A 19,535-nucleotide genomic window follows, 5' to 3' on the forward strand; every position below is an offset into this window, starting at 1 on the left:
ATTGTGCGGATGCGCGACACAGCTTATCAATAATCTTTAGCGCTCAGGAAAATTTCAGATGCGGAGCGAGGCGAGAGTTGCTTCGCAACGACAGCGTCTCTGCCAATGCCAGGTAGCGTAAATGCCATGGCCCCGAGCTTGAAGGCCTGAAACTCAAGTCACTCCGTGGTCGCGGCGACCTGGTGGACCCGATTTCAGGCCCAATAAGGGCTAAACTGCCCTTCTCTTTTTCGGAAAAGTTTGCCGTGAGTTCTTCGCACAACGTGGGCGCGTCGCTTTCATTCAGCCAATTTGCCAAGCTGCAACTGCTGGGCATGCACTCGCTGATTGATGCGCAACAAATTCCCGTCGAAAAAACAGACGACTTCTGGCAGCAGGCTACCGATCTCGAACGCGCGCTGGGGGATCAGACCTATGCGCAATCGCTGCGCCGGTACAACGCTGCCAAAAAAATGGTCATCGTGGCCTGCGTCATCCTTGTTATCGCACTGATTATTTATGCCTTGTTCAAGTTTGGGATCGCGAGCGACACGATTCTGGACGCGGCCAACCGCCTCACAGCCGGCGTAATGCCTTTCTCCACCGCGATCGACATCATTGCAGGGTTGTTGCTGGCCGCCCTTATCGGGGCGCATTTTTATGTACGCTCACTAGGAAAAAACCTCGCGGGCAAGAACCTCAGCACATTGTGGACCAAGATCCTGCAGCGCTGGGCGCCTGACCTGGCGGCAAAGCACCCTGTCGCGGGCCGCACCCCGGATGTCATTGCCCAATTGGTGGCCACGCAAATAAAGATCCAGGATATTGATCTGGATCTGAACGTGTCAGCCTAAATCCGTCAACACAGCACGTACGGACTCAATGAATGCTTGGGCAGCGGGCGCCAGCGAACGATCGCGGCGCCGGTAAATACCTATCGTGCGGCTCAACGCGGGCCGCACCAACGGTCGAGCAACCAGCGTGGGATGCTTTTCCACGGGAAGCGCAATACGCGGCAGCACCGCAACGCCAAAGCCCGCCTCCAATAAGCCATGTACGGTTGATAGATGCGAGACTGCCGTAGAGCGACTCGGGCGTGCATGACTGCGCGCCAACTCTTCGCGCACCATACGATGGGTGCCACTCGAGGTCGACAACTCGATCAAACTTTCGCCGTCGAGGGCTTTCCAGGGGACTTGAGTCCGCGAGGCCAATGGGTGCTGCTGATCGCAAACCACATAAAACGGGTCTTCGAGCAACGCCTCAAAGAGCATGCCGTCGCCTAGCGTCGACGGCTGAATCGTCAGCGCACAATCCGCAATGCCCGAGCGAACCAGCTCGAGCACCTGAGTCGCCACATCATCATGGATGACGATCTCGACGCCGGGGTAATGGATTGCACAGTGCTGAATTGCCTGCGGCATGACCCGGCCGGCCACCGATGACACACAAGAGACGGCGACCCGGCCACGCTTTGAGCGCGCGACATCACCGACCTCTTGAACAAGATGGTCGAAATCCGCCACAACGCGCGAAGCCCCCTGCACAAAGAATTGGCCCAGTTCGGTAATAGACACGGAACGGGAATTGCGATCAAACAAGACCGCTCCCAACGCGACCTCCAACTCATGGATCGTCAAGGACAGGGCGGGTTGCGACACGTGCAGATCTTCTGCCGCGCGACGAAAGCTGCGGCGCTGAGCGACCGCCAAAGCCGCGCGCAGGTGGCGTACAGTCACATGCATAAGAAAATCATATCAATAGATAAGAACAATAAAATTGTCCAAATCATAGACCAAACGTACGCTAGCCCTGCCGGATCAGCCGGACGATGTCACACTCGCCCACCAGGAGCCAAGCACAAAATGAGTTTTCCAAACATTGCCGCCGACGCACGTAGGGCTTTCACTGCGCTACAGCAAGGTGGTATCGCCATTTTCCCCGTCGATGTCGGCTACACCATCGCCGGGGGGTCTGCGGAGTCGCTGGCGCGTATTTTCAAGGCCAAAGGTAGAGCGCCGACCAAGCTCAACGCCATGGTGGGAGACATGACCACGCATCGCGCGTTGCATGTGCTCGATGAACGCGCGAGTGAAATGGTGCGCTGCATTACCGAAGGCTATGAATTGCCATTGGGCGCGATCGCTCCCTATCGTCCCGAACACCCGCTGATCCAGCGGCTGGACCCGGGTGCCCTAGTCGGCAGCACCAAGGACGGCACCGTGGCAATGCTCATCAATGCCGGTCCGTTTCACCGCGAAATCTGCAAACTGAGTCGCGAAGAGAATCATCCAATCTTTGGCTCTTCGGCCAATTTGACGAACACCGGTACCAAGTTCCGCGTGCAAGACATTCCGGCTGAACTTTTGGATATCGCCGACGTCGTCGTGGATTACGGCCTACGCAAATACCACCGCTATCAGCGGTCGGCAACGCTCATCAACTTTGCCACGTTAGAGGTCGTGCGCGTGGGATCCTGCTATGAGTTGATCGCGGATGTATTGGCACGCCATTTCGACGTTGAGCTGCCGCCAGCCGAATAAAAGAAATACAGAGGAGACACCCCATGTTCCGTACCACGCATCTATCTCAACAACTATGTCTTGTCCTGGGCGTTGCCGCACTGTCGGTACTCTGTTCGCCATCCCAGGCCGCAGACGCCTTTCCCGCCAAGCCCATTAGACTCATCGTGCCGTTCTCGGTGGGCGGCGGCACGGACATTCTGGCGCGCGATCTCGCCCCGCGCCTGGCCGAAGCGCTGGGTCAAACCGTCGTCGTCGATAATCGCAGCGGCGCCGGCGGAAATATCGGATCCGAGGCGGTCGCTCGCGCCGCCCCGGATGGCTATACGATCCTGTTCGGTTCGAACACGCTGGCGATCAACGCCGCGCTCTACAAAGACTTGTCCTTTGACCCTCAAAAATCCTTCACACCCGTGGGCATGGTGGCCACAGCGCCCCTCGTGCTGGTCACCAATGCAAAACTGCCTATCAAATCCGTACAAGACCTGATCACACAGGCCCGCGACAAGCCCGGCACACTGAACTGGAGCGCTCCCGGGACCGGTACGCCACACCACCTGGCCAGCGAAATTTTCAACAGCATGACGGGCGCGGACATCACGCACGTTCAGTACAAAGGAGGCGGGCCCGCCATCAATGACCTTCTGGGGGGGCATACTCAGGTCAGTATCCTGACACTCTCGTCGGTGAAAGCGTTCATTGCGGATGATCGGCTACGTCCGCTGGGCGTCGCCACCGCCAAGCGCACCCCATTGCTTCCCGACGTGCCGACTATTGCGGAATCTGGTGTCAAAGACTATAGCGTCGAGCTCTGGTATGGGCTGTTTGCACCGGCCGGAACGTCGCCCGCGGCCATCGATACCTTGAACACCGCCCTCAATAAAGCGCTGAATAATCCTGCGCTGGTACAGCGTTTTAAAGACCAGGGCTACGAGTCACGCGAAGGAACGCCGCAAAATCTGGAGCAGCAGCTTGCGCAAGACATGACGCAAAGCGCGAAAGCGATCAAAGATGCCGGCATCACGGTAGACTAAACACCTTTCTGCAGATTCCTGTATAATAGCGGGCTTGGCTTAATCAGCCTTGGCGCAATGGCAGAGTGGTTATGCAGCGGATTGCAAATCCGTGTACGTCGGTTCGATTCCGGCTTGCGCCTCCACTAGAAATCAGGCTCTCAGCAATGAGGGCCTTTTTCTTTTGTAGCAGTGTATCGGGGATTCACAAGGTTGTAGCAAACAGTCCAGATTACAAATTTGACGCCCAGTGGGGTATCAAACGTTGCTACGGTCATTCCAGCATAGTCGGACGCGATGCTTCGAGGTCCTCCTGAATGTCGAAGTGCGTGATTTTGTCACTATCCATCCGGAAAATGTGCGTCACCGTCTTATCCTTCAACCCATGAGTCTGGCCACTCAAGGGCTGCCCGTGGAGGTCGAATACTGACTGTATTACCTCAACAGCTACGGCACCATCCTCTGTCTGCCTGAATGCTATCGGCTTAACGTGTGGACTAACGAGGGTCCATTGATGTGTCCAATAGGCGCGCACAGCCTCATGCCCATGAACGTGGCCGCCATCCATGCCGTTCGCCCAAGCGACATCATCGGCAAGGGCGACAAGTATGCCGTCGATATCTCTCCTATTGAAGCGATCATAAAGCTCCTTGATAACGCGGATATCGTTCTTCGACATGATCATTTTCCTCAGAGGGCTTGAAGGGATCGCCAGCGGCATTAAGGCGAGTTGCGCCTACAGTAGACAACGGCCCTTTCCAGGGCCGTTTGTTTTGTGCAGTTGCCGAAACCTTATCAATGCTCAGTGTAGCCCTCAAAAGGGCCGTTACTTGCGTTGCCCGTCGCCACGTAATAACGGCTCACGATCTGTGCGGAGGGCTCCGCGGTTGAGGGGCACGCTCGTCCCGTTGCCTCCCAGGCGAGTCGGTTTGCGTCTTCGCCAAAGCAGAAAAACCGCATATCGGCCACATCTTTGTATCCGAGCTTATAGGCCGTGGCAGTGTCTTCGCGTGCATTACATGCGTCGCTCTCGCTCGCCACCGAGCCACCGATGCCGAATCCGGTTACCCCGACTCCCATCGTGTTGCTCTGACCGCAATTGTTTGCACCGCCAAACATACTGGGCGCGATATAGACGTTAGGCGTTGTCGAGATACTTTGATGCTCGCGCTGCGAGGAGCCTTCGAAGGTGATGTTGCCCATTCCCATTTGGGCGTTCACTCCGACTTGCGAGGTGCCCGACTGGGACGACGAATTTGCGTTACCTGTTGCGTTGGATGAAGCACCGGCATTTGTATTTATAGTCTGGCTATTAGCGCCAAAGCTACATAAGGCCAGTGTCACCAATATTAGGCGTTTCATGCTTTTTCTCCTGAAAATAAGCCACCCATATATTGTTAAAAACTATTTTTTGCCGTATGTTCGCCAAATAAAGACGCTGTAACACTACGAATACGGTAATTTTATTTTATGGTTACATTAAAATTTGTCTTTACCATTTTGTGATTTTTAAATGGATTTTTTATAAAAATAGCGAAATAAATTTAATATTTATAAGATCGTTGATTTAAAGCAAAAAATACCCCATGCTCTAATTATCCTCATCGTTTGGCGATGGATTTTGCCGGGATTTCACGCGTAGCTCCAGCATGGCCTCGCCGTACGCCTGTTGCAGCGTTTTTATCTGTTTTTCATATATTTCTTTTATATTCAATGGATTGGATCTCAACGCATTTTCCATTCCGCGTCTACCTTCCTCGACCCAGCGCTCAATTTCTGAGACAGGCAACTCAAACGCGTCGCTGGCTTCGCGCACCGTCGTCCTGCCCTGGATAATATCCATGACCAGTGCGCTTTTGCGTCGAACAGTCCACCGCTTGATTTCTTCATCAAGTTTTGGATTCATTTTCGGAATCTCCACATGCGCCTGGTGTTACATTATTTTTTATGATTAAAAATAATGATGTAACGGCAATATCAATCAAAATCGATCCATTGCCATCCAGTAGATAAAAAAAGCGGGCCTCCCATTACCGGATAGCTAGGCACGAGCCTCGATGTATCCAGCCAATAATCGCGAGATCTCGCCCAAGTGCCGGCATCTGTTGCCTGCGAGATAAAGCAAGTAAAGCCACGACCAGCGCCATCGCGATAGCCAGGAAATTCACCCTGCCCAGCGCTATCGGCAAACGACAAGTCCCGCTCATCTGCGGCTAGGTCGGGAAACGCATTCGTGAACGGCTTGTCGCGTGGGAAACCCGGCGGGCAGCTCAATTCGGGCTCAACATAAGCCACTACGGGTACCGCCTGCGCATTGGCACGGGACTTGGCAGCATGGGCATCATGACTCACCAAAACCAGGCCGATGGCCCAGATCAACAGGAGGGAACAAAGCGTATATTTCACTGGGGTTCTCCCATGTGCAGGGAGACAATCGTCTCCCTGCACAATAGGGTTCGGTACGAGGAGACTTACCAGGTCCAACCACCGAAGCCGATCGTGCCCACGTTGCCGGTGGCACCGCTGGTGTATTCACCTCCAGCCATACCGCCGGTCGTACCGCCGGCAAAGCCCGACGAGAAGCTACCGCCGACAGATTGGTTCACGCTGGCACCGTTGGCGTAAGTGGTGGTGCCTTGCGGTGTCAGGGACACGCCCGAGTTCGCGCTGGTCGAGCTGGTGGCAGTCGTACCCTGCACCGCCACTCCCGGCCCAATCGAACCGCTGCCACTGGTGGCTTGCGAGCCACCCATCGTGCCCGAACCGGCAGTACCCGTGCCGCCAAAAGCACCGATTGCAAAACCGGCGGCATGAGCCATACCAATAGAGCTAACTGCCAAGGCCACAGCCAAAAGAGTCTTTTTCATGATGTCTTCCTCCGAATATTTCGAGAGACCGTCTCGAAGCGGTACTACATCGTTATCCGGATTAACAATGGCGATAGAAGATCCATCATTTCCGGGAAAATTTCCGACTTATAAATAAGTTTCCAGTCAAAAAACAGGCTTTTGAAACAATTTTTCTAAATAAAAGTTCTGTTTTTTTGGCAAAAACTTCCCATCCTGGATTTTTAAAACCCAAGAAAAAACCAATGCATGAATTAATCTATCTGATTGTTGCAACAGGGGTTGTCGATAGTTTTTATGGCCTACTACCAATGGTCTATGTAGTAACCCCCATATACAGGGCATCAATCAAACTTCACAATCGCGGCGTAATTCCTACTAATCTTTAACAATTCCAATGCGTCTCTATCAATCTCCTTCGGAATTGTTTTTGTCTCCTCAAACACCGTTTGCATGGATGCCATTCTAGGCAGGTTTAGTTCACATAATTTACAGTTTGTGATGTTTGAAATTTTTTTGAAGTTTTTTTTGAGACAAAGCTATCCAACGCATTCTTCCACTTTAAAAACAATGTGCCCGGGCACAAAAATAAGGAAAAGGAGAAGCCAGATGGACCCTCGTATTCAGTATTGCGTCACGCAGATCGAGCACAAGATCCTGCATGACTCGACAGAGCATTGCACGCACGACGCCTTAATACAGACGCTGGCCCAGGAAATGCAGCTCAGCCGATTTCATCTCACGCGTCTGTTCTTCAAGGATTTTCAGTATTCGCCCAGGGATTACATCCACCGCAATCTGATGGGGCGCTGCGCGCTGATGATTGCCCATACTCGCCAATCGCCGTTTTCGATAGCGATCGACATGGGGTTCTCCAGCCAGCAAGCGTTCACGCGAGCCTTTACACACTATTGGGGCATATCGCCCTGCCAGTTCCGACAGGCGCACGTGCGCTACATCGCCAAACTCAATGCCGCCTACAAGCTGACGTCTGACGTCGGCCATCCGTCTGTAGACAACACGAAAATCGTGATCCGTCAGTGGCCAGCCATTCGCTTCTGGGCCGTTCGGTATGAAGGGCTGTCAGGCCAAAAGCACGCGTGCTGGAGTGACTTTCGCAAGCTGTTCTCCGACCTGCCCGCCACGATGCTGGAGGGCCCTTTTTTTGGGCTGACCTACGACACGCCCATGTTCGTACCCTTGCCCTTTATGCGCTATTACTGCGGGGTTCAAGTGCCGCCAGGCCTGGGGCCCAAGCCCAAAGAAGCGTTTGAGATTATGTTGCCCGCAGGACGTATCGCGGCATGTGTCGCCCACTGCACATCCGATGAAGTCGTGGGGCTCTATGGCAAGCTACTGGATGACTGGCTACCGCAGTCCGGCTACAGCCTGCGAGCGTCATGCTTCGCAGAGCGCTTTGAGGCATTCCCGATCAACTGGGAAACGCGACCGGAAACAGTCCAACTTAATTGTTGGATCCAATAACCAATTAAAAAACAGTGCGCGAATTAACGTTTGTATAGCTATTGTTTTATTGCGATATCGCGTGATTCGGGCTAGATTTTGGGAAAAATGCACACCCGATCCAATGAAGGAGAAGGAGACGTGTCAACAATAATTATCATAGAATCGCGGCCACTGATACTACGAGGCATTGTGCAGTTGATCTCGGAAACCGTACCCGGTTGTCAGATCGATGTAGCCGCGCAAAAAGACCTTCACCAAGACACCACGGCCCTTGTCCCGCTACCACTGTCGGGTTATGCGCTGATGCTGCTGTCGCTCGTACTGTTGGATGATGCCGCAACGCAAATCATCACCGCAGCGACACAGACCTACCAGCCCAAATCCATCATCGTACTATCAGACGCACTAGCATCCGTTCCTCAAGATTTGCCGTCGAACGTGGTCGGATGTGTGCCTATCCATGCCAGCCCGGACATCCTGCAGGCCGCGATCACACTTGCGCTGGCAGACGAGGCGCCGGACGCTCAATCGCCTTTTGGTAAGCATTCTCTCGTCGGGCCGCCAATGAAATCGTTTCCAGCGCCCACATTCGACACGACGAGCACCACGTCAGCGATGCCGCCCTATGCGCAACAAGAAAGCAAAAACCTGGGGCTCACGCCGCGTCAATATGAAGTGCTGGTGCTATTGGCACGAGGCTATACCTTGAAAGCGATCGCCCGTCATCTGAATATTGCGGCGGCGACCGCCAAAGTCCATGCAGAAACGGTGTACCAGCGTTTGCATGTGCACAGCCGGACTGAAGCCGTTTATACGGCAATTTCCAGAGGCGCAACACTGGGATGGCCCAGGATGGCGAACGAAATAAGGGCCTATGCGGGGATGGACGTGCTGGCGACAAGTACCCGGTCTGGTTAAATGGTGGGTCTTGCTGCATTGATGACCCTCTCCATGGACTTATCCGTTAAACAAGCGCTCGCCAAGTGGCCGAATGTTCCTGCGGTCTACGGCTGGCTATCCCTGGACGAACGCGGCCGGTGGCACATTCACGAGCAGGGTGATGCAACGGCGGGCGGCAGAGGTGACCCGATTACGAACCCGCAGATTCTGGCGTTTATTGGTCGCAATTACGTCGCGGACGAGCTAGGCCGCTGGTATTTCCAGAACGGTCCGCAACGGGTCTATGTGCGCCTGGATGCGGCTCCGTATGTTTTGCGACGCGCCGATACGGGCCAAGGTCTGATCACGCACACCGATGTGGCCGTCAAGACCATCGCCGGATGGTGGCTGGATGACACGGGACGGCTCTATGCTCAGACCGACGTCGGTGGTGGATTAATTGACGGACGTGACCTGGCGAGCATTCTTGATCAGCTACGCGTCATGCCGGGCGAAACGGCCTTGCTGGAGGCGCTTGGCGACGAGAACTCCCCGCCGGATGCCATATGGCAAGTCAATCACGCAGCCTATCCCGGGACGGTGCCGTTGCACAATGGCGCCACCGCGAAGGACATCAAACAGCAACTCGATTTTATAGCGAATCCGGTACCCGAATGAAAGGATAATAAGGCGAACACAACAGCAGCCCCGACTGCCGTTAGAATCGACGACATGACTGACCGATCGCCCCCCACCTATTTTCCCGCGCCGCGCCTGGCACGCTTTTGCAGCCAATGTGGTGCACCGACGCATCGGCGCGTGCCCGATGACGACAATCGAGAACGTGATATCTGTGATCAGTGTGGGGCCATTCATTATCAAAACCCCCGGATGGTCGTGGGAACGGTGCCCGTTTGGGAGGACCGCATTTTGCTGTGCCGGCGCGCGATCGAACCGCGGTACAACACGTGGACCTTGCCCGCGGGCTTTATGGAGTTGGGTGAAAGCACGGCGCAGGGAGCCACCCGCGAAACGCTGGAGGAATCCGGCGCTCGTATCGCGCTAGGGGCCTTATTTACCGTGATCGACGTACCCCAGGTCGACCAGGTGCACCTGTTCTATCTGGCCCAGGCGTCGGGCCCTGAGCTCGACCCAGGCCCTGAAAGCCTGGAGGCGCGCTATTACGACGAGGCGGATATTCCCTGGGATGAACTTTCATTCCGCACGGTCAGCACGACCTTGAAACAGTACCTGGAGGACCGTCGGCGCGGCAGCTTTGGCTGCCATCATTACACGCTGGACTGGCATCGCTAGCGGCCCAAGGGCCGCAGCGACGGGTGGCGGTATCCTTTGTATTGATTCTCCGTCTGATTAACACCGCAGAACAGTGAAGTTAGCCTGGCTTGAACCCGACACCCCTTTTCCTCCGGTCGAAGACGCGCTGTCCGAGCCCGCAGGGCTGCTGGCGCTCGGCGCGGACTTGTCGCTAGCGCGATTACGGCTGGCCTATGCAAACGGAATTTTCCCTTGGTATAGCTGCGGCGAGCCTATTTTGTGGTGGAGCCCAGATCCACGCATGGTATTGGCCTGCCGCGATTTTGCGGTCTCGCGTTCGCTAGGCAAGCGGTTGCGCCAGATCGCACGAGACGAATCCAGTCCCACGCCACGCATCCAGGTTCGTGTGGATACGGCATTCGAGACCGTCATGGGCTACTGCGCGGCGCCACGCGATGGCCAGGCGGGCACCTGGATTACCGGCGAGATGCAGCAGGCCTACCTGGCCTGGCACTTGGCGGGCGATGCACACAGCGTGGAAACCTGGATCGACGGGGCACTAGTCGGCGGGCTGTATGGCATCAGCCTGGGGGGCATGTTTTTTGGCGAATCGATGTTTATGCGCGCCCCCGATGCCTCGAAAATCGCGCTGGCGTATCTGGTGACGTTCTTGCGCCGCTTTGGCGTGCAGTGGATTGACTGCCAGCAACAGACCCGCCACCTGGCCAGCCTGGGCGCGGGGCCCGTTACACGCGCCGAGTTTGTCGAGCACGTACGACAGGCCGTGACCCGGCCAACGCCGGACTGGCGAACAGGCTGGCTGGATAGCCGGGGCAGCCTGCATGACCTGATCGAGCAACACTGACGCTTGTCATAGGCCGTCATCGCGTTAAGATGTTTACCTGAATGCACGAGCCCGATGCTGGTGCGACCCGCCGATGAGTCAGCTTAAAGAACTTCCGTTTGCCACGCTGCAGTTCTATTCCACTGCACCGTATCCGTGTAGTTACCTGCCCGATCGCCAAGCGCGCTCACAGGTCGCTGCGCCCGGGCATTTGATCAACGCGGGCACGTATTCACAGTTGGTAGAACAAGGTTTTCGGCGCAGCGGCCTGTTTACCTACCGTCCGCATTGCGACAACTGCCGGGCGTGCGTGCCCGTACGGGTCGATACCGCGCATTTCGTACCTAGCCGCAGCCAACGCCGTGCGTGGCGCTCCCACCAGGGTCTGCAGGCGTTTGTCGCGGAGCTCGCCTGGTCATCCGAACACTATGATCTATACACCCGCTACCAGCAGGGTCGACATCCCGGTGGCGGCATGGATGACGATAGCCGAACGCAATATGCACAGTTTCTGCTGACCAGCCGGGTCAATACGCGCCTCGTCGAGTTTCGCGATGCCGATAATTGCTTGGTGATGGTGTCGATCATTGATGTACTCGATGATGGTTTGTCTTCGGTCTATACCTTTTACGATCCGAGTCTGCGCGGCAGCCTGGGTACCTATAACGTACTGTGGCAGATTGAGCAGTGCCGCTCACTGAACCTGCCCTGGCTCTATCTGGGATACTGGATCCACGAAAGCCGGAAAATGGCCTATAAATCCGGCTTTCGCCCCCTGCAGATGCATTTGGACGGCGACTGGCAACCCGCCCCCCCCGATCTGGCCTGATTTTGTCTGTCGGGCCGGGCAAACTCGCTACAATTGCCCCCCATGTCGATCCTCTTCCAAGCCTATCCCCTGGCGCGTCCGGCGTTGTTTGCCATGGACGCGGAAACTGCCCACGAAGTCACGCTGGCCAACCTGCAACGCGCCTACGCGTGCGGCATCACGCGCAAGCTGCTGCACGCCCAGCCGCAGGCGCCGTGCCCCCTGATGGGGCTGACGCTGCGCAACCCGGTAGGGTTGGCGGCCGGGCTGGACAAGAACGGCGCCTATATCGATGCGCTGGGTAATTTGGGATTCGGCTTCGTCGAAGTCGGCACGGTGACGCCCCGGGCCCAGCCGGGCAACCCCAAACCCCGCATGTTCCGTCTGCCGCAGGCGCAGGCATTGATCAATCGCCTGGGCTTTAACAACCAGGGATTGACGGCGTTCATCGCCAATGTCCGCCGCAGTCAATGGCGTGATCAGGGCGGTATCCTGGGACTGAATATCGGCAAAAATGCCGATACCCCGATTGAGCGCGCGGCGGACGACTATGTGCTGGGCCTGGAAGGCGTTTATCCGCATGCTGACTATGTCACAGTGAACATTTCGTCACCCAACACGCAGAATTTACGCGCGCTACAAGGCGAAGACGAATTGAGCGCCCTGCTGGCCCGACTGCGCGACAAACGCGCGGAACTGGCCGATCAACATCAACGGCACGTCCCTCTGGCAGTCAAGATTGCTCCGGACCTGTCCGAAGCCCAGATCGACGCCATTGCCGACATTCTTCCCCGTTTTGGCATCGATGGCGTTATCGCCACCAACACCACCCTGTCCCGCGACGCGGTAACGGGACTCGACCATGCCAACGAGGCTGGCGGCTTGTCGGGAGCACCGGTTCATGAGCTATCGCTGGCCGTGATCGCCCGTCTGCGCCAACGCATGGGTCCGGAAGCCGCCATCATCGGTGTCGGCGGTATTGTGTCGGGCCAACAAGCCAGGGAGAAAATGGCGGCGGGCGCCAACGCCGTGCAGCTATACACCGGTTTGATCTACCGCGGCCCGGCCCTGGTGAGCGAGTGTGTACAGGCGATCAAAACCCGCTGAAACAGTGGCAATGGCGCGGTAGCGATGGCCGCCGCGGCCCGACCATAAAAAAAGCCACCCCCATAAAAAAAGCCACCCCGAAGGGTGGCCTAATTCCAGCTCTGCTCTGTCACTCAACAGTACTACACAAGCTGCGTGCCGACAACCTCTCGGCACCGATTACACATTATGCGCTGCGGCGAGCCGTTTTGCTAGCGGCCTGGGTGGCGTCGGAAGCAGCCTTGAACGTGGCGTTGGTAGCGGCGTTCATGTTGGACTCGGCGACTTCAGCAGCTTGCTTGGCAGCCTTGGTCAACGAATCATAGGCACCGTTGGCGGTCGCCAGCGAGGACTTCAGCAGGGCAACTGCGCTTTCCGAGCCCGTGGGCGCGTTTTTGGCGAGTTGCTCGACAGCATCAGCGACTTGTTGCTGACCAGCGGCGATTTGGGTTTCGGCCAACTTGGCCAGCTCGCCCTGGACGCCAGCAACGATGTCGTACACATGCTTGCCATAAGCCAGGGCCTTTTCAGCGCCGGGTTGGACCAGCGACGTGGCGAAAGCGGTGGCTTCTTGGGGATCTTTGACGCTGAGGGCCTGCTGCGAAGTCTGGGCGACCTCGTCGAGCGTGGCCTTGACGACCTTGAGGTTCAGATCAACCAGTTTTTCAAAGCCGGCAAACAGCGTGGTCTGCGTCGCGGTCAGCGCGTTCAGAGCGGATACTTGACGGTCTAGAATTTGTTGGGGGATAGCAGTCATGGTGGTCTCCGGAAAATAAGGCCGCGGTGGCCGGCAATAGCGATAGGTTGCGACGAATAGGAAAACGAGCTCGGAACCACTATATGAAGCTAAGGCCGGCGCGTTTGTTGCACTGCACAAATGCCATTCTACGTCCTTAAAATCCGCTGTCAAGCAATTTTGATGCATTGCAACAACTTTTTGCGCCAACTTTGTGCAAACATACGGCACCAACTTCGTGCAAACATATAGAGGCGCGTTCGTCTCAGGGGAAACCCCCCGGTGACGTCCGCTATATTGTTTTCTACACTCAAGACCGGCTGATGACATTCGAAAAAGACTCATCACGCTACGCTATTGAAAATTGCCGCATATCCTGCGGCCCAGGAGACTTCATGAGATTGATTCCCCGTACGCTTTCCGTGCTGCTAGCCGCGAGCGCCCTCTTTGCAGCGGGCGCGGCCCAAGCAGAGTACCCCGAGCGCCCTGTCACGATGGTCGTGCCTTTCGCCGCTGGCGGCCCCACGGACAACGTCGCCCGTTCGCTCGCCGAAGCCATGCGACCGACCCTGGGTCAAAGCGTCGTCGTCGAAAACAAGACCGGTGCAGGTGGCACGATCGGTACCTCGTTCGTCGGGCGTGCCGATGCCGATGGCTATACCGTATTGCTCATGCACCTGGGCTTCACAACCGCGGCCTCGCTGTATAAAAACCCGGGCTACGACGTCGACAAGAGCTTCGCGCCTGTCGGCTTGGTCGTCGACGTCCCCATGACGGTTATCGCCCGCGAGGACTTCCCGCCCAACAATATCAAAGAGATGGTTGAGTACGTCAAAGCCAACAAGGACAAGATCTCGCTCGCCAATGCCGGGATCGGCGCAGCCAGCCACCTGTGCGGCACCATGTTGGTCGATGCGCTTGGCGTGGACTTGCTGACCGTTCCCTACAAGGGCACCGCCCCGGCCATGAACGATTTGCTGGGCAAGCAGGTCGACATGCTGTGCGACCAGACCACCAACACCACCCAGTACATCAAAGCCAAAAAGGTCAAGGCCTATGCCGTGACCAGCCTGAAGCGCGTCCCGACGCTGCCCGATCTGCCCACCATGGACGAATCGGGCTATAAGGGCTTTCAGGTCGGTATCTGGCACGGCATGTGGGTTCCAAAAAACACGCCCCAACCCGTCGTGGACAAACTGGTCAAGGCCCTGCAAGCAGGCTTGGCTGATCCGAAGTTCCAGGAACGCATGGCTGGCCTGGGCGCCGAAGTCCTGACAAACGACGCCAATCCCCAAGCCCTCGATGCCAAGGTGAACCAGCAAGTGCCGCAATGGGCCAAGCTGTTCAAGAACGCGGGCATCTCGGCGCAGTAAACCAGAGGACGCCAGGCCGATGCCCCTCGGCATTGGCCTGATGCCTCACCAGTATCGATCCCTGCAAAGCGCCACGCTGCCTTTGCAGGGATTTTTTTGCCTTGTCGCAAGCCAAAGGCGCAGCGTGGGGGCCCTTCCCCCCTCTCCTCTTTTCTTTTTTTAGGCGCGCGCCACGTTTGTTGGCGTCAGGCTCTTGCCTAACGCGCCGCCGACGCCACTGCCATTCGGGCTCGTGATGGATTCGAACCCCAGGGCTTCGGAGATCGTCCTGGCCGAATCGACCAGCACCTGAATCCACTCGTCTTGCAAACGTTCGGCCGGCGCCGAAATAGACAGCCCTGCCACCAGCTTGCCGGTATCGTCAAAAATACCGGCGGCGATACATCGCACGCCGAGCTCAAGCTCTTCGTTGTCGCGGGCATAGCCGTGACGGCGTACCAGAGACAACTCGCGTTCCAGTCGGTCAATATCGGTCAGGCTGTTGCGGGTGTGGCCCGCCAGGCCGGTGCGTAGCGCATACGCGCGGACTTGCCTGCTATCGATGGTCGACAGGAAAAGCTTGCCGGTAGATGTGAGATGCAGCGGTGCCCGCCCGCCGATGGCGCGAACCACTTGCATCCCGGAACGCTCGCTCCAGGCACGATCGATATAGACAATTTCGTCGCCTTGCTGGACCGACAGGTTAATCGTCTGGCCCGTGAGTTTGTGTAGCGAGCGCATCTCCGATATGGCGGCCTCACGGACATTCAAACGCCCTTTCACCAATGAACCCAACTCCAGCAAACGCATACCCAGTTGGTACAGGCCGTTGTCGACACGCTCGACATAGCGGCCCACGACCAGGTCATTCAGGATACGGTGGGCTGTGGACGCATGCAGCCCCGTCGTCGCTGACAACGCTTTCAGCGTCACCGGGTCGGGATGCGCAGCCAACGCATCCAGCAGACGCATGGCACGCTCGATAACCTGGATGGCGATGGGAGAGTGGCCCGAGGTTCGCTCGTTGTCCGGACTAGGCGCAATAACAGACATGGCAGGAATCACAATGAATAGATGGGGCAAATCAGGAGGCCGCGGCACGCGGAATTCACGCTTATGCCGCTGTGCAACATCAACTTATTTCCCGTATTGTGAAATTTTGACGGCGTTTTGGCAACCTTTCGTTAGGGCGACAGGCGTCCGCCCAAGCGCAAAACCTCTTCCCGCAGGTAGGCCAGCGCCGCTACGGCGTCGTCCGGGTCCCCTTTCACGCCGAGCTCTATACGCGGGGTCTCGCCCATGCTGGGTAGGCTGAATGCGTTCACGCCGGCCCAACGCGCTTGTACCGCATGCATGACGGGTGCGACCCGGGATTCGGGCAGTCCATAGACCAGGAATGAATGCTCCGCATGCGCCTGCGCATGGTGCAGTGCGTGATAGCGCGTATCCAGGGTCCATTCCAGCATCGGCCATGCCATAACGGGAAAACCCGGCAAGAAAGTATGGTCGCGAATGAAAAATCCGGGAATCCGGTTATAAGGATTGGGCACGATCTCGCAGCCCTCGGGAAACACGCCCATTTGCATGCGCTGCTGGTTTTCTGCGGCGTCCAGATCGGCCGGGGCTTTTCCCTCCCTCACCATCTCGGCCACCCGCTGGGCAATCGCTTCTCTTGCTTGGGGGTGTAACTGCAACGGCAGATCCAGTGCCGCGGCCGCCGCCTGGCGCGTGTGGTCGTCGGGCGTGGCACCGATACCGCCACACGACAACACGATATCGCCCGAGGCAAAACTGCGGCGCAAGGCGGCGGTCAGCGCCTCGCGGTCGTCGGGCAGTATCTCGACCCCGAACAATTGCAGGCCACGAGCCGCCAATAACTCGACGACCTTGGGAAAATGCTTGTCCTGACGGCGTCCGGACAGAATCTCGTCGCCCACAATGATCAGGCGGATACGACGGGGGGTAGGGAGAGAGTTCGCCATAATGATATCCACCGGATCAGGCTTCGATGACACGTTCTTCGCGCAAACGTCGCAGGGCTTCCAGCCCATAGTGGGCATTTACCAGACCAGCGTACACCGGCAGGATGATCCAGGCCGGCGGCAGCAAGTTCAGTAACGCGCAGACAAGGCCGATCACCCAAAACCCGGTATTGTGGCGTTTAAGCAAAATGGCGCGTTCTTGGGGACTGGCGTGCTCTACGATCGCGTCGACCCGCATCATGCGCGAGAAAGCAAATGCCCACCAGAAGATCGACAACAGGATCCCCACGGGCGGAACCAGCCACAAAGGCAGCGTCAGCAGCCACCCCGCGGCAAACACACAACTGACCCAGATGGCGTTCCAGACGCTATAGGCCGTGGCATTACGCCCTTGACGATCCACCGAGACGTATTCCCGCGCACTGACGTGGCGCAATACCAGCGGCATCACAAAAATCGCGGCGATCGCCAATCCCAAAATGCCGGAAAGCGGCAGCAAAATGATGACGGCGACGATGGGGACCAAGTACAGCTTGAGCGAGAACAATCCAACGCCTAGCATCCAGGCGTCGGCGTCGTTCACAAACTCCCATTCCGATGCCTGCATGTTCAGCCATCCGGTCAACGGTGTCCAGAACAGCCACAGCAGCAGCAACGCGCCCAACAGCGCAATGACAAAAGGCAGCAATATCGCCAACAGCATGTTGGGATGACATTGTGATACCAAGGCGCGTTTGAACGCCTGCGCAACGCCTGCCGTCCCAACGGCAACGGTACGGACGGAATACTCGGGGCGGGGAGAAGTCATATCGCAAAGCGGTTGATGAACATGGCGGGTATCATAGTCTCAAATACGCTGCGATTTCATTGACATGCCTTTGCTCGTCCCCGGCCCCGACACGTCCGCCCTGCGCACCGCCCTGCTCTCTGGCAGCGATGACCGTTGGTTCATTGCGTGCTTTTGCGCCGCGTGGTGTGACACTTGCACACAATATCGCCCAAAACTCGCCGCGTTGGCCGATAGCCAGCCGGATCGGGTCTATGCATGGATTGATATCGAGGATCATCCCGATCTACTCGGGGACGAAGATGTCGAGAATTTTCCGACGTTGCTGGTGCAACACGGCTCGCGCATCCTGTTTTACGGACCGATGCTGCCGCACATCGGGCACCTGGAACGCCTATTGGCTAGCCTGGCGCCAGATAGCGCTGAAGTCGCCACGCAACTCCCTGATGTGACGGGTTTGTTGCGAGGAACGGCCTAAGCCTGATCAAGCAGCGGGCTTGCGGCTGCCGCCCAGAAGTACCGCCAACTGACGCTTGGGCGTCGCGGATTCGGATCGGGACTCGGCCTGGCTGGCCGCCGACGCGGAGGGTACGTAGGGCTTGTCGAAAAAGTCGTCGACCGGCTGACGTGACGCTGCCTGCGTGTAGCCTCCACTGCGGCGATCGCGTCCACGGGTCTCGCGAGGCTCGCGGGTGTGACTGCGTGCGACCAACTCCTGGGGAACGTCGAGCGTGCCGCGCGGCACCGGCAATTTGGTCAGCTTTTCGATGTCTTGCAGATAGCGGGTTTCGTCGGCCGTGAACAAGGCAATGGCTTCGCCGGATGCCCCTGCACGGCCCGTGCGGCCAATGCGGTGCACGTAGTCTTCCGCGTTATGCGGCAAGTCGTAGTTAATGACGCAAGGCACGCCAGCGACATCCAGGCCACGCGCGGCCACATCGGTCGCCACCAGGACTTCGAGTTCACCCGCCTTGAAGGCCTCGAGGGCCTTCATGCGGTCGGCTTGGCTTTTATCGCCATGGATGGACTCGGCCCGCACGCCATCACGCTCTAATTCGCGAGCGAGGCGGGCGGTGCCGATTTTGGTGTTCGAGAACACGATGACCTGTTTGAGCCCACGCGATTTCACTAAATGCACGACGGCGGCCCGTTTGGCGTCGCTGGGCATCTGGTAGGCAATTTGCGTGACCGTGTCGGCCGTGGCATTGCGCCCCGCGACTTCAATCTCGACAGGCTGATTCAGGTACGTGCGGCCCAGCTTGCGGATTTCGTTGCTGAAGGTGGCCGAAAACAGCAGGCCCTGGCGCTGCGCGGGCAGCAAGCGAACGATGCGGTCCAGATCGGGCAGGAAGCCCATATCCAGCATGCGGTCGGCCTCGTCCAGCACCAAAATGCCAACCTGGCCCAGGTTGAGCGTTTTTTGTTCGATGTGATCCAGCAAACGCCCAGGCGTCGCGACCAGCACCTCGCAACCACGGCGCAGCGCTTCTTTTTGAGGACCGATATCGACGCCGCCATACACCACCGCAGAGCGCAGCGGCGTGTGCTTGCTATAGCGTTTGACGCTCTCGTATACCTGATCGGCCAATTCACGTGTGGGCGCCAGGATCAGCGCACGTACGGGGTGCCGCGCCGGCGAGGCACTGGTGTTGGCCTGCGGCATCAGGCGATGCAAAATCGGCAGCGTAAAGGCCGCCGTTTTACCTGTACCGGTTTGCGCTGCGCCCATGACATCGCGCCCGGCCATCACCGCAGGTAGTGCCTGGGCCTGGATGGGGGTGGGCGTGGTATACCCCGTATCGACAACTGACTGAAGCAGTTGGGGGTGCAACCCGAACTCGGTAAAGGTCGGGGTAGGAATGTCAGAAGTAGGCGCTGCGGAATTAGTAGGTTCAGTCATCAGGATGGGCAGAAGCCGGGGCAACGAAAAAGAACAAAACGAGAGTGCTGCTAAGCCCG

The 19,535-nt window shown here is 57.4% G+C and carries 23 protein-coding genes and 1 tRNA gene; 13 read left to right on the forward strand and 11 right to left on the reverse strand.

The window, feature by feature from the left end; genetic code table 11:
- Positions 1-245 precede the first annotated feature (245 nt).
- Positions 246-833, forward strand: a complete 588-nt coding sequence (locus ACNAZS_RS11840) for a DUF6097 family protein (protein ID WP_415789376.1) — start codon at positions 246-248, stop codon at positions 831-833.
- Here the strand turns inward: ACNAZS_RS11840 and ACNAZS_RS11845 are convergent.
- Positions 825-1,724 (reverse strand): LysR family transcriptional regulator, encoded by a 900-nt coding sequence (locus tag ACNAZS_RS11845; RefSeq protein ID WP_415789378.1) that lies wholly within the window; start codon positions 1,722-1,724, stop codon positions 825-827. The two genes, ACNAZS_RS11840 and ACNAZS_RS11845, sit on opposite strands and share 9 nt — an antisense overlap.
- Before the next feature lie 120 nt (positions 1,725-1,844).
- On the opposite strand from ACNAZS_RS11845, the gene ACNAZS_RS11850 reads away from it, so the two are divergent.
- The 3 genes from ACNAZS_RS11850 (at position 1,845) to ACNAZS_RS11860 (ending at position 3,660) form a co-directional block, all read left to right on the forward strand.
- Positions 1,845-2,522, forward strand: coding sequence for a Sua5/YciO/YrdC/YwlC family protein (locus tag ACNAZS_RS11850; protein WP_415789380.1), 678 nt, complete (start codon positions 1,845-1,847; stop codon positions 2,520-2,522).
- Between the two features lie 23 nt (positions 2,523-2,545).
- Positions 2,546-3,535, forward strand: a complete 990-nt coding sequence (locus ACNAZS_RS11855) for a Bug family tripartite tricarboxylate transporter substrate binding protein (protein ID WP_415789382.1) — start codon at positions 2,546-2,548, stop codon at positions 3,533-3,535.
- Positions 3,536-3,586: 51 nt separating this feature from the next.
- Positions 3,587-3,660 (forward strand) — tRNA-Cys (locus ACNAZS_RS11860).
- 128 nt (positions 3,661-3,788) lie between these two features.
- On the opposite strand, the gene ACNAZS_RS11865 is transcribed toward ACNAZS_RS11860, so the two are convergent.
- From ACNAZS_RS11865 to ACNAZS_RS11885, 5 genes are all read right to left on the reverse strand, one after another.
- A complete protein-coding gene (locus tag ACNAZS_RS11865; RefSeq protein WP_415789384.1) occupies positions 3,789-4,193 on the reverse strand; it encodes a nuclear transport factor 2 family protein in 405 nt (134 codons plus the stop codon).
- Between the two features lie 116 nt (positions 4,194-4,309).
- Positions 4,310-4,876 (reverse strand): hypothetical protein, encoded by a 567-nt coding sequence (locus ACNAZS_RS11870; RefSeq protein ID WP_415789385.1) that lies wholly within the window; start codon positions 4,874-4,876, stop codon positions 4,310-4,312.
- A 229-nt stretch (positions 4,877-5,105) separates the two neighbouring features.
- The gene (locus ACNAZS_RS11875) at positions 5,106-5,420 is read right to left on the reverse strand and encodes a DUF1153 domain-containing protein (protein WP_415789387.1); all 315 of its coding nucleotides are present in this window, start codon (positions 5,418-5,420) and stop codon (positions 5,106-5,108) included.
- Between the two features lie 71 nt (positions 5,421-5,491).
- Positions 5,492-5,920 (reverse strand): hypothetical protein, encoded by a 429-nt coding sequence (locus ACNAZS_RS11880; protein ID WP_415789389.1) that lies wholly within the window; start codon positions 5,918-5,920, stop codon positions 5,492-5,494.
- Between the two features lie 65 nt (positions 5,921-5,985).
- Positions 5,986-6,381: a hypothetical protein gene (locus ACNAZS_RS11885; RefSeq protein ID WP_415789391.1), complete on the reverse strand. Its 396-nt coding sequence runs from the start codon at positions 6,379-6,381 to the stop codon at positions 5,986-5,988.
- Positions 6,382-6,969: 588 nt separating this feature from the next.
- Here ACNAZS_RS11885 and ACNAZS_RS11890 point away from each other — a divergent pair.
- From ACNAZS_RS11890 to ACNAZS_RS11920, 7 genes are all read left to right on the forward strand, one after another.
- Entirely contained in the window at positions 6,970-7,845 is an 876-nt protein-coding gene (locus ACNAZS_RS11890; RefSeq protein ID WP_415789393.1) for a helix-turn-helix domain-containing protein, read from the forward strand.
- A gap of 120 nt (positions 7,846-7,965) precedes the next feature.
- Positions 7,966-8,745: a response regulator transcription factor gene (locus tag ACNAZS_RS11895; RefSeq protein WP_415789395.1), complete on the forward strand. Its 780-nt coding sequence runs from the start codon at positions 7,966-7,968 to the stop codon at positions 8,743-8,745.
- Positions 8,746-8,778: 33 nt separating this feature from the next.
- Positions 8,779-9,384, forward strand: a complete 606-nt coding sequence (locus ACNAZS_RS11900) for a DUF2946 family protein (RefSeq protein WP_415789397.1) — start codon at positions 8,779-8,781, stop codon at positions 9,382-9,384.
- Positions 9,385-9,438: 54 nt separating this feature from the next.
- Entirely contained in the window at positions 9,439-10,020 is a 582-nt protein-coding gene (locus tag ACNAZS_RS11905) for an NUDIX hydrolase (RefSeq protein WP_415789399.1), read from the forward strand.
- 73 nt (positions 10,021-10,093) lie between these two features.
- Positions 10,094-10,846, forward strand: a complete 753-nt coding sequence (gene aat / locus ACNAZS_RS11910; RefSeq protein WP_415789401.1) for a leucyl/phenylalanyl-tRNA--protein transferase — start codon at positions 10,094-10,096, stop codon at positions 10,844-10,846.
- A 73-nt stretch (positions 10,847-10,919) separates the two neighbouring features.
- Positions 10,920-11,654, forward strand: a complete 735-nt coding sequence (locus ACNAZS_RS11915) for an arginyltransferase (RefSeq protein ID WP_415789403.1) — start codon at positions 10,920-10,922, stop codon at positions 11,652-11,654.
- Between the two features lie 42 nt (positions 11,655-11,696).
- Entirely contained in the window at positions 11,697-12,740 is a 1,044-nt protein-coding gene (locus ACNAZS_RS11920) for a quinone-dependent dihydroorotate dehydrogenase (protein WP_415789405.1), read from the forward strand.
- Positions 12,741-12,906: 166 nt separating this feature from the next.
- Here ACNAZS_RS11920 and phaP read toward each other — a convergent pair whose 3' ends face one another.
- On the reverse strand, positions 12,907-13,476 hold the full coding sequence (gene phaP / locus ACNAZS_RS11925; protein WP_415789407.1) for a TIGR01841 family phasin: 570 nt from the start codon (positions 13,474-13,476) through the stop codon (positions 12,907-12,909).
- A gap of 374 nt (positions 13,477-13,850) precedes the next feature.
- On the opposite strand from phaP, the gene ACNAZS_RS11930 reads away from it, so the two are divergent.
- Positions 13,851-14,828, forward strand: coding sequence for a tripartite tricarboxylate transporter substrate binding protein BugD (locus ACNAZS_RS11930; RefSeq protein WP_415789409.1), 978 nt, complete (start codon positions 13,851-13,853; stop codon positions 14,826-14,828).
- A 159-nt stretch (positions 14,829-14,987) separates the two neighbouring features.
- Here the strand turns inward: ACNAZS_RS11930 and ACNAZS_RS11935 are convergent, their stop codons facing one another.
- The 3 genes from ACNAZS_RS11935 to ACNAZS_RS11945 all read right to left on the reverse strand — a co-directional run bounded on the left by ACNAZS_RS11935 (position 14,988) and on the right by ACNAZS_RS11945 (position 17,597).
- The gene (locus ACNAZS_RS11935) at positions 14,988-15,860 is read right to left on the reverse strand and encodes an IclR family transcriptional regulator (RefSeq protein ID WP_415789411.1); all 873 of its coding nucleotides are present in this window, start codon (positions 15,858-15,860) and stop codon (positions 14,988-14,990) included.
- 131 nt (positions 15,861-15,991) lie between these two features.
- Positions 15,992-16,789 carry a competence/damage-inducible protein A gene (locus tag ACNAZS_RS11940; RefSeq protein WP_415789413.1) on the reverse strand — a complete coding sequence of 266 codons (798 nt, stop codon included), beginning with the start codon at positions 16,787-16,789 and terminating at the stop codon, positions 15,992-15,994.
- A 16-nt stretch (positions 16,790-16,805) separates the two neighbouring features.
- Positions 16,806-17,597, reverse strand: a complete 792-nt coding sequence (locus ACNAZS_RS11945; protein WP_415789415.1) for an EI24 domain-containing protein — start codon at positions 17,595-17,597, stop codon at positions 16,806-16,808.
- 64 nt (positions 17,598-17,661) lie between these two features.
- Between ACNAZS_RS11945 and ACNAZS_RS11950 the strand changes: the two genes are divergently transcribed.
- Positions 17,662-18,054, forward strand: coding sequence for a thioredoxin family protein (locus ACNAZS_RS11950; RefSeq protein WP_415789417.1), 393 nt, complete (start codon positions 17,662-17,664; stop codon positions 18,052-18,054).
- Positions 18,055-18,060: 6 nt separating this feature from the next.
- Here the strand turns inward: ACNAZS_RS11950 and ACNAZS_RS11955 are convergent, their stop codons facing one another.
- On the reverse strand, positions 18,061-19,476 hold the full coding sequence (locus ACNAZS_RS11955; protein ID WP_415789419.1) for a DEAD/DEAH box helicase: 1,416 nt from the start codon (positions 19,474-19,476) through the stop codon (positions 18,061-18,063).
- Positions 19,477-19,535 lie beyond the last annotated feature (59 nt).

The sequence above is a fragment of the Bordetella tumulicola genome, from assembly GCF_965138755.1.
Classification (GTDB): Bacteria; Pseudomonadota; Gammaproteobacteria; order Burkholderiales; family Burkholderiaceae_B; genus Bordetella_A; species Bordetella_A tumulicola.

What these genes read in the sequence shown, in the direction of transcription:
- ACNAZS_RS11845 (WP_415789378.1), bottom strand. Translation starts at nt 1,724, where the DNA reads ATGCATGTGACTGTACGCCACCTGCGCGCGGCTTTGGCGGTCGCTCAG.
- ACNAZS_RS11850 (WP_415789380.1), top strand. Translation starts at nt 1,845, where the DNA reads ATGAGTTTTCCAAACATTGCCGCCGACGCACGTAGGGCTTTCACTGCG.
- ACNAZS_RS11855 (WP_415789382.1), top strand. Translation starts at nt 2,546, where the DNA reads ATGTTCCGTACCACGCATCTATCTCAACAACTATGTCTTGTCCTGGGC.
- ACNAZS_RS11865 (WP_415789384.1), bottom strand. Translation starts at nt 4,193, where the DNA reads ATGTCGAAGAACGATATCCGCGTTATCAAGGAGCTTTATGATCGCTTC.
- ACNAZS_RS11870 (WP_415789385.1), bottom strand. Translation starts at nt 4,876, where the DNA reads ATGAAACGCCTAATATTGGTGACACTGGCCTTATGTAGCTTTGGCGCT.
- ACNAZS_RS11875 (WP_415789387.1), bottom strand. Translation starts at nt 5,420, where the DNA reads ATGAATCCAAAACTTGATGAAGAAATCAAGCGGTGGACTGTTCGACGC.
- ACNAZS_RS11885 (WP_415789391.1), bottom strand. Translation starts at nt 6,381, where the DNA reads ATGAAAAAGACTCTTTTGGCTGTGGCCTTGGCAGTTAGCTCTATTGGT.
- ACNAZS_RS11890 (WP_415789393.1), top strand. Translation starts at nt 6,970, where the DNA reads ATGGACCCTCGTATTCAGTATTGCGTCACGCAGATCGAGCACAAGATC.
- ACNAZS_RS11900 (WP_415789397.1), top strand. Translation starts at nt 8,779, where the DNA reads ATGGACTTATCCGTTAAACAAGCGCTCGCCAAGTGGCCGAATGTTCCT.
- ACNAZS_RS11905 (WP_415789399.1), top strand. Translation starts at nt 9,439, where the DNA reads ATGACTGACCGATCGCCCCCCACCTATTTTCCCGCGCCGCGCCTGGCA.
- ACNAZS_RS11915 (WP_415789403.1), top strand. Translation starts at nt 10,920, where the DNA reads ATGAGTCAGCTTAAAGAACTTCCGTTTGCCACGCTGCAGTTCTATTCC.
- ACNAZS_RS11920 (WP_415789405.1), top strand. Translation starts at nt 11,697, where the DNA reads ATGTCGATCCTCTTCCAAGCCTATCCCCTGGCGCGTCCGGCGTTGTTT.
- phaP (WP_415789407.1), bottom strand. Translation starts at nt 13,476, where the DNA reads ATGACTGCTATCCCCCAACAAATTCTAGACCGTCAAGTATCCGCTCTG.
- ACNAZS_RS11930 (WP_415789409.1), top strand. Translation starts at nt 13,851, where the DNA reads ATGAGATTGATTCCCCGTACGCTTTCCGTGCTGCTAGCCGCGAGCGCC.
- ACNAZS_RS11935 (WP_415789411.1), bottom strand. Translation starts at nt 15,860, where the DNA reads ATGTCTGTTATTGCGCCTAGTCCGGACAACGAGCGAACCTCGGGCCAC.
- ACNAZS_RS11940 (WP_415789413.1), bottom strand. Translation starts at nt 16,789, where the DNA reads ATGGCGAACTCTCTCCCTACCCCCCGTCGTATCCGCCTGATCATTGTG.
- ACNAZS_RS11945 (WP_415789415.1), bottom strand. Translation starts at nt 17,597, where the DNA reads ATGACTTCTCCCCGCCCCGAGTATTCCGTCCGTACCGTTGCCGTTGGG.
- ACNAZS_RS11950 (WP_415789417.1), top strand. Translation starts at nt 17,662, where the DNA reads ATGCCTTTGCTCGTCCCCGGCCCCGACACGTCCGCCCTGCGCACCGCC.
- ACNAZS_RS11955 (WP_415789419.1), bottom strand. Translation starts at nt 19,476, where the DNA reads ATGACTGAACCTACTAATTCCGCAGCGCCTACTTCTGACATTCCTACC.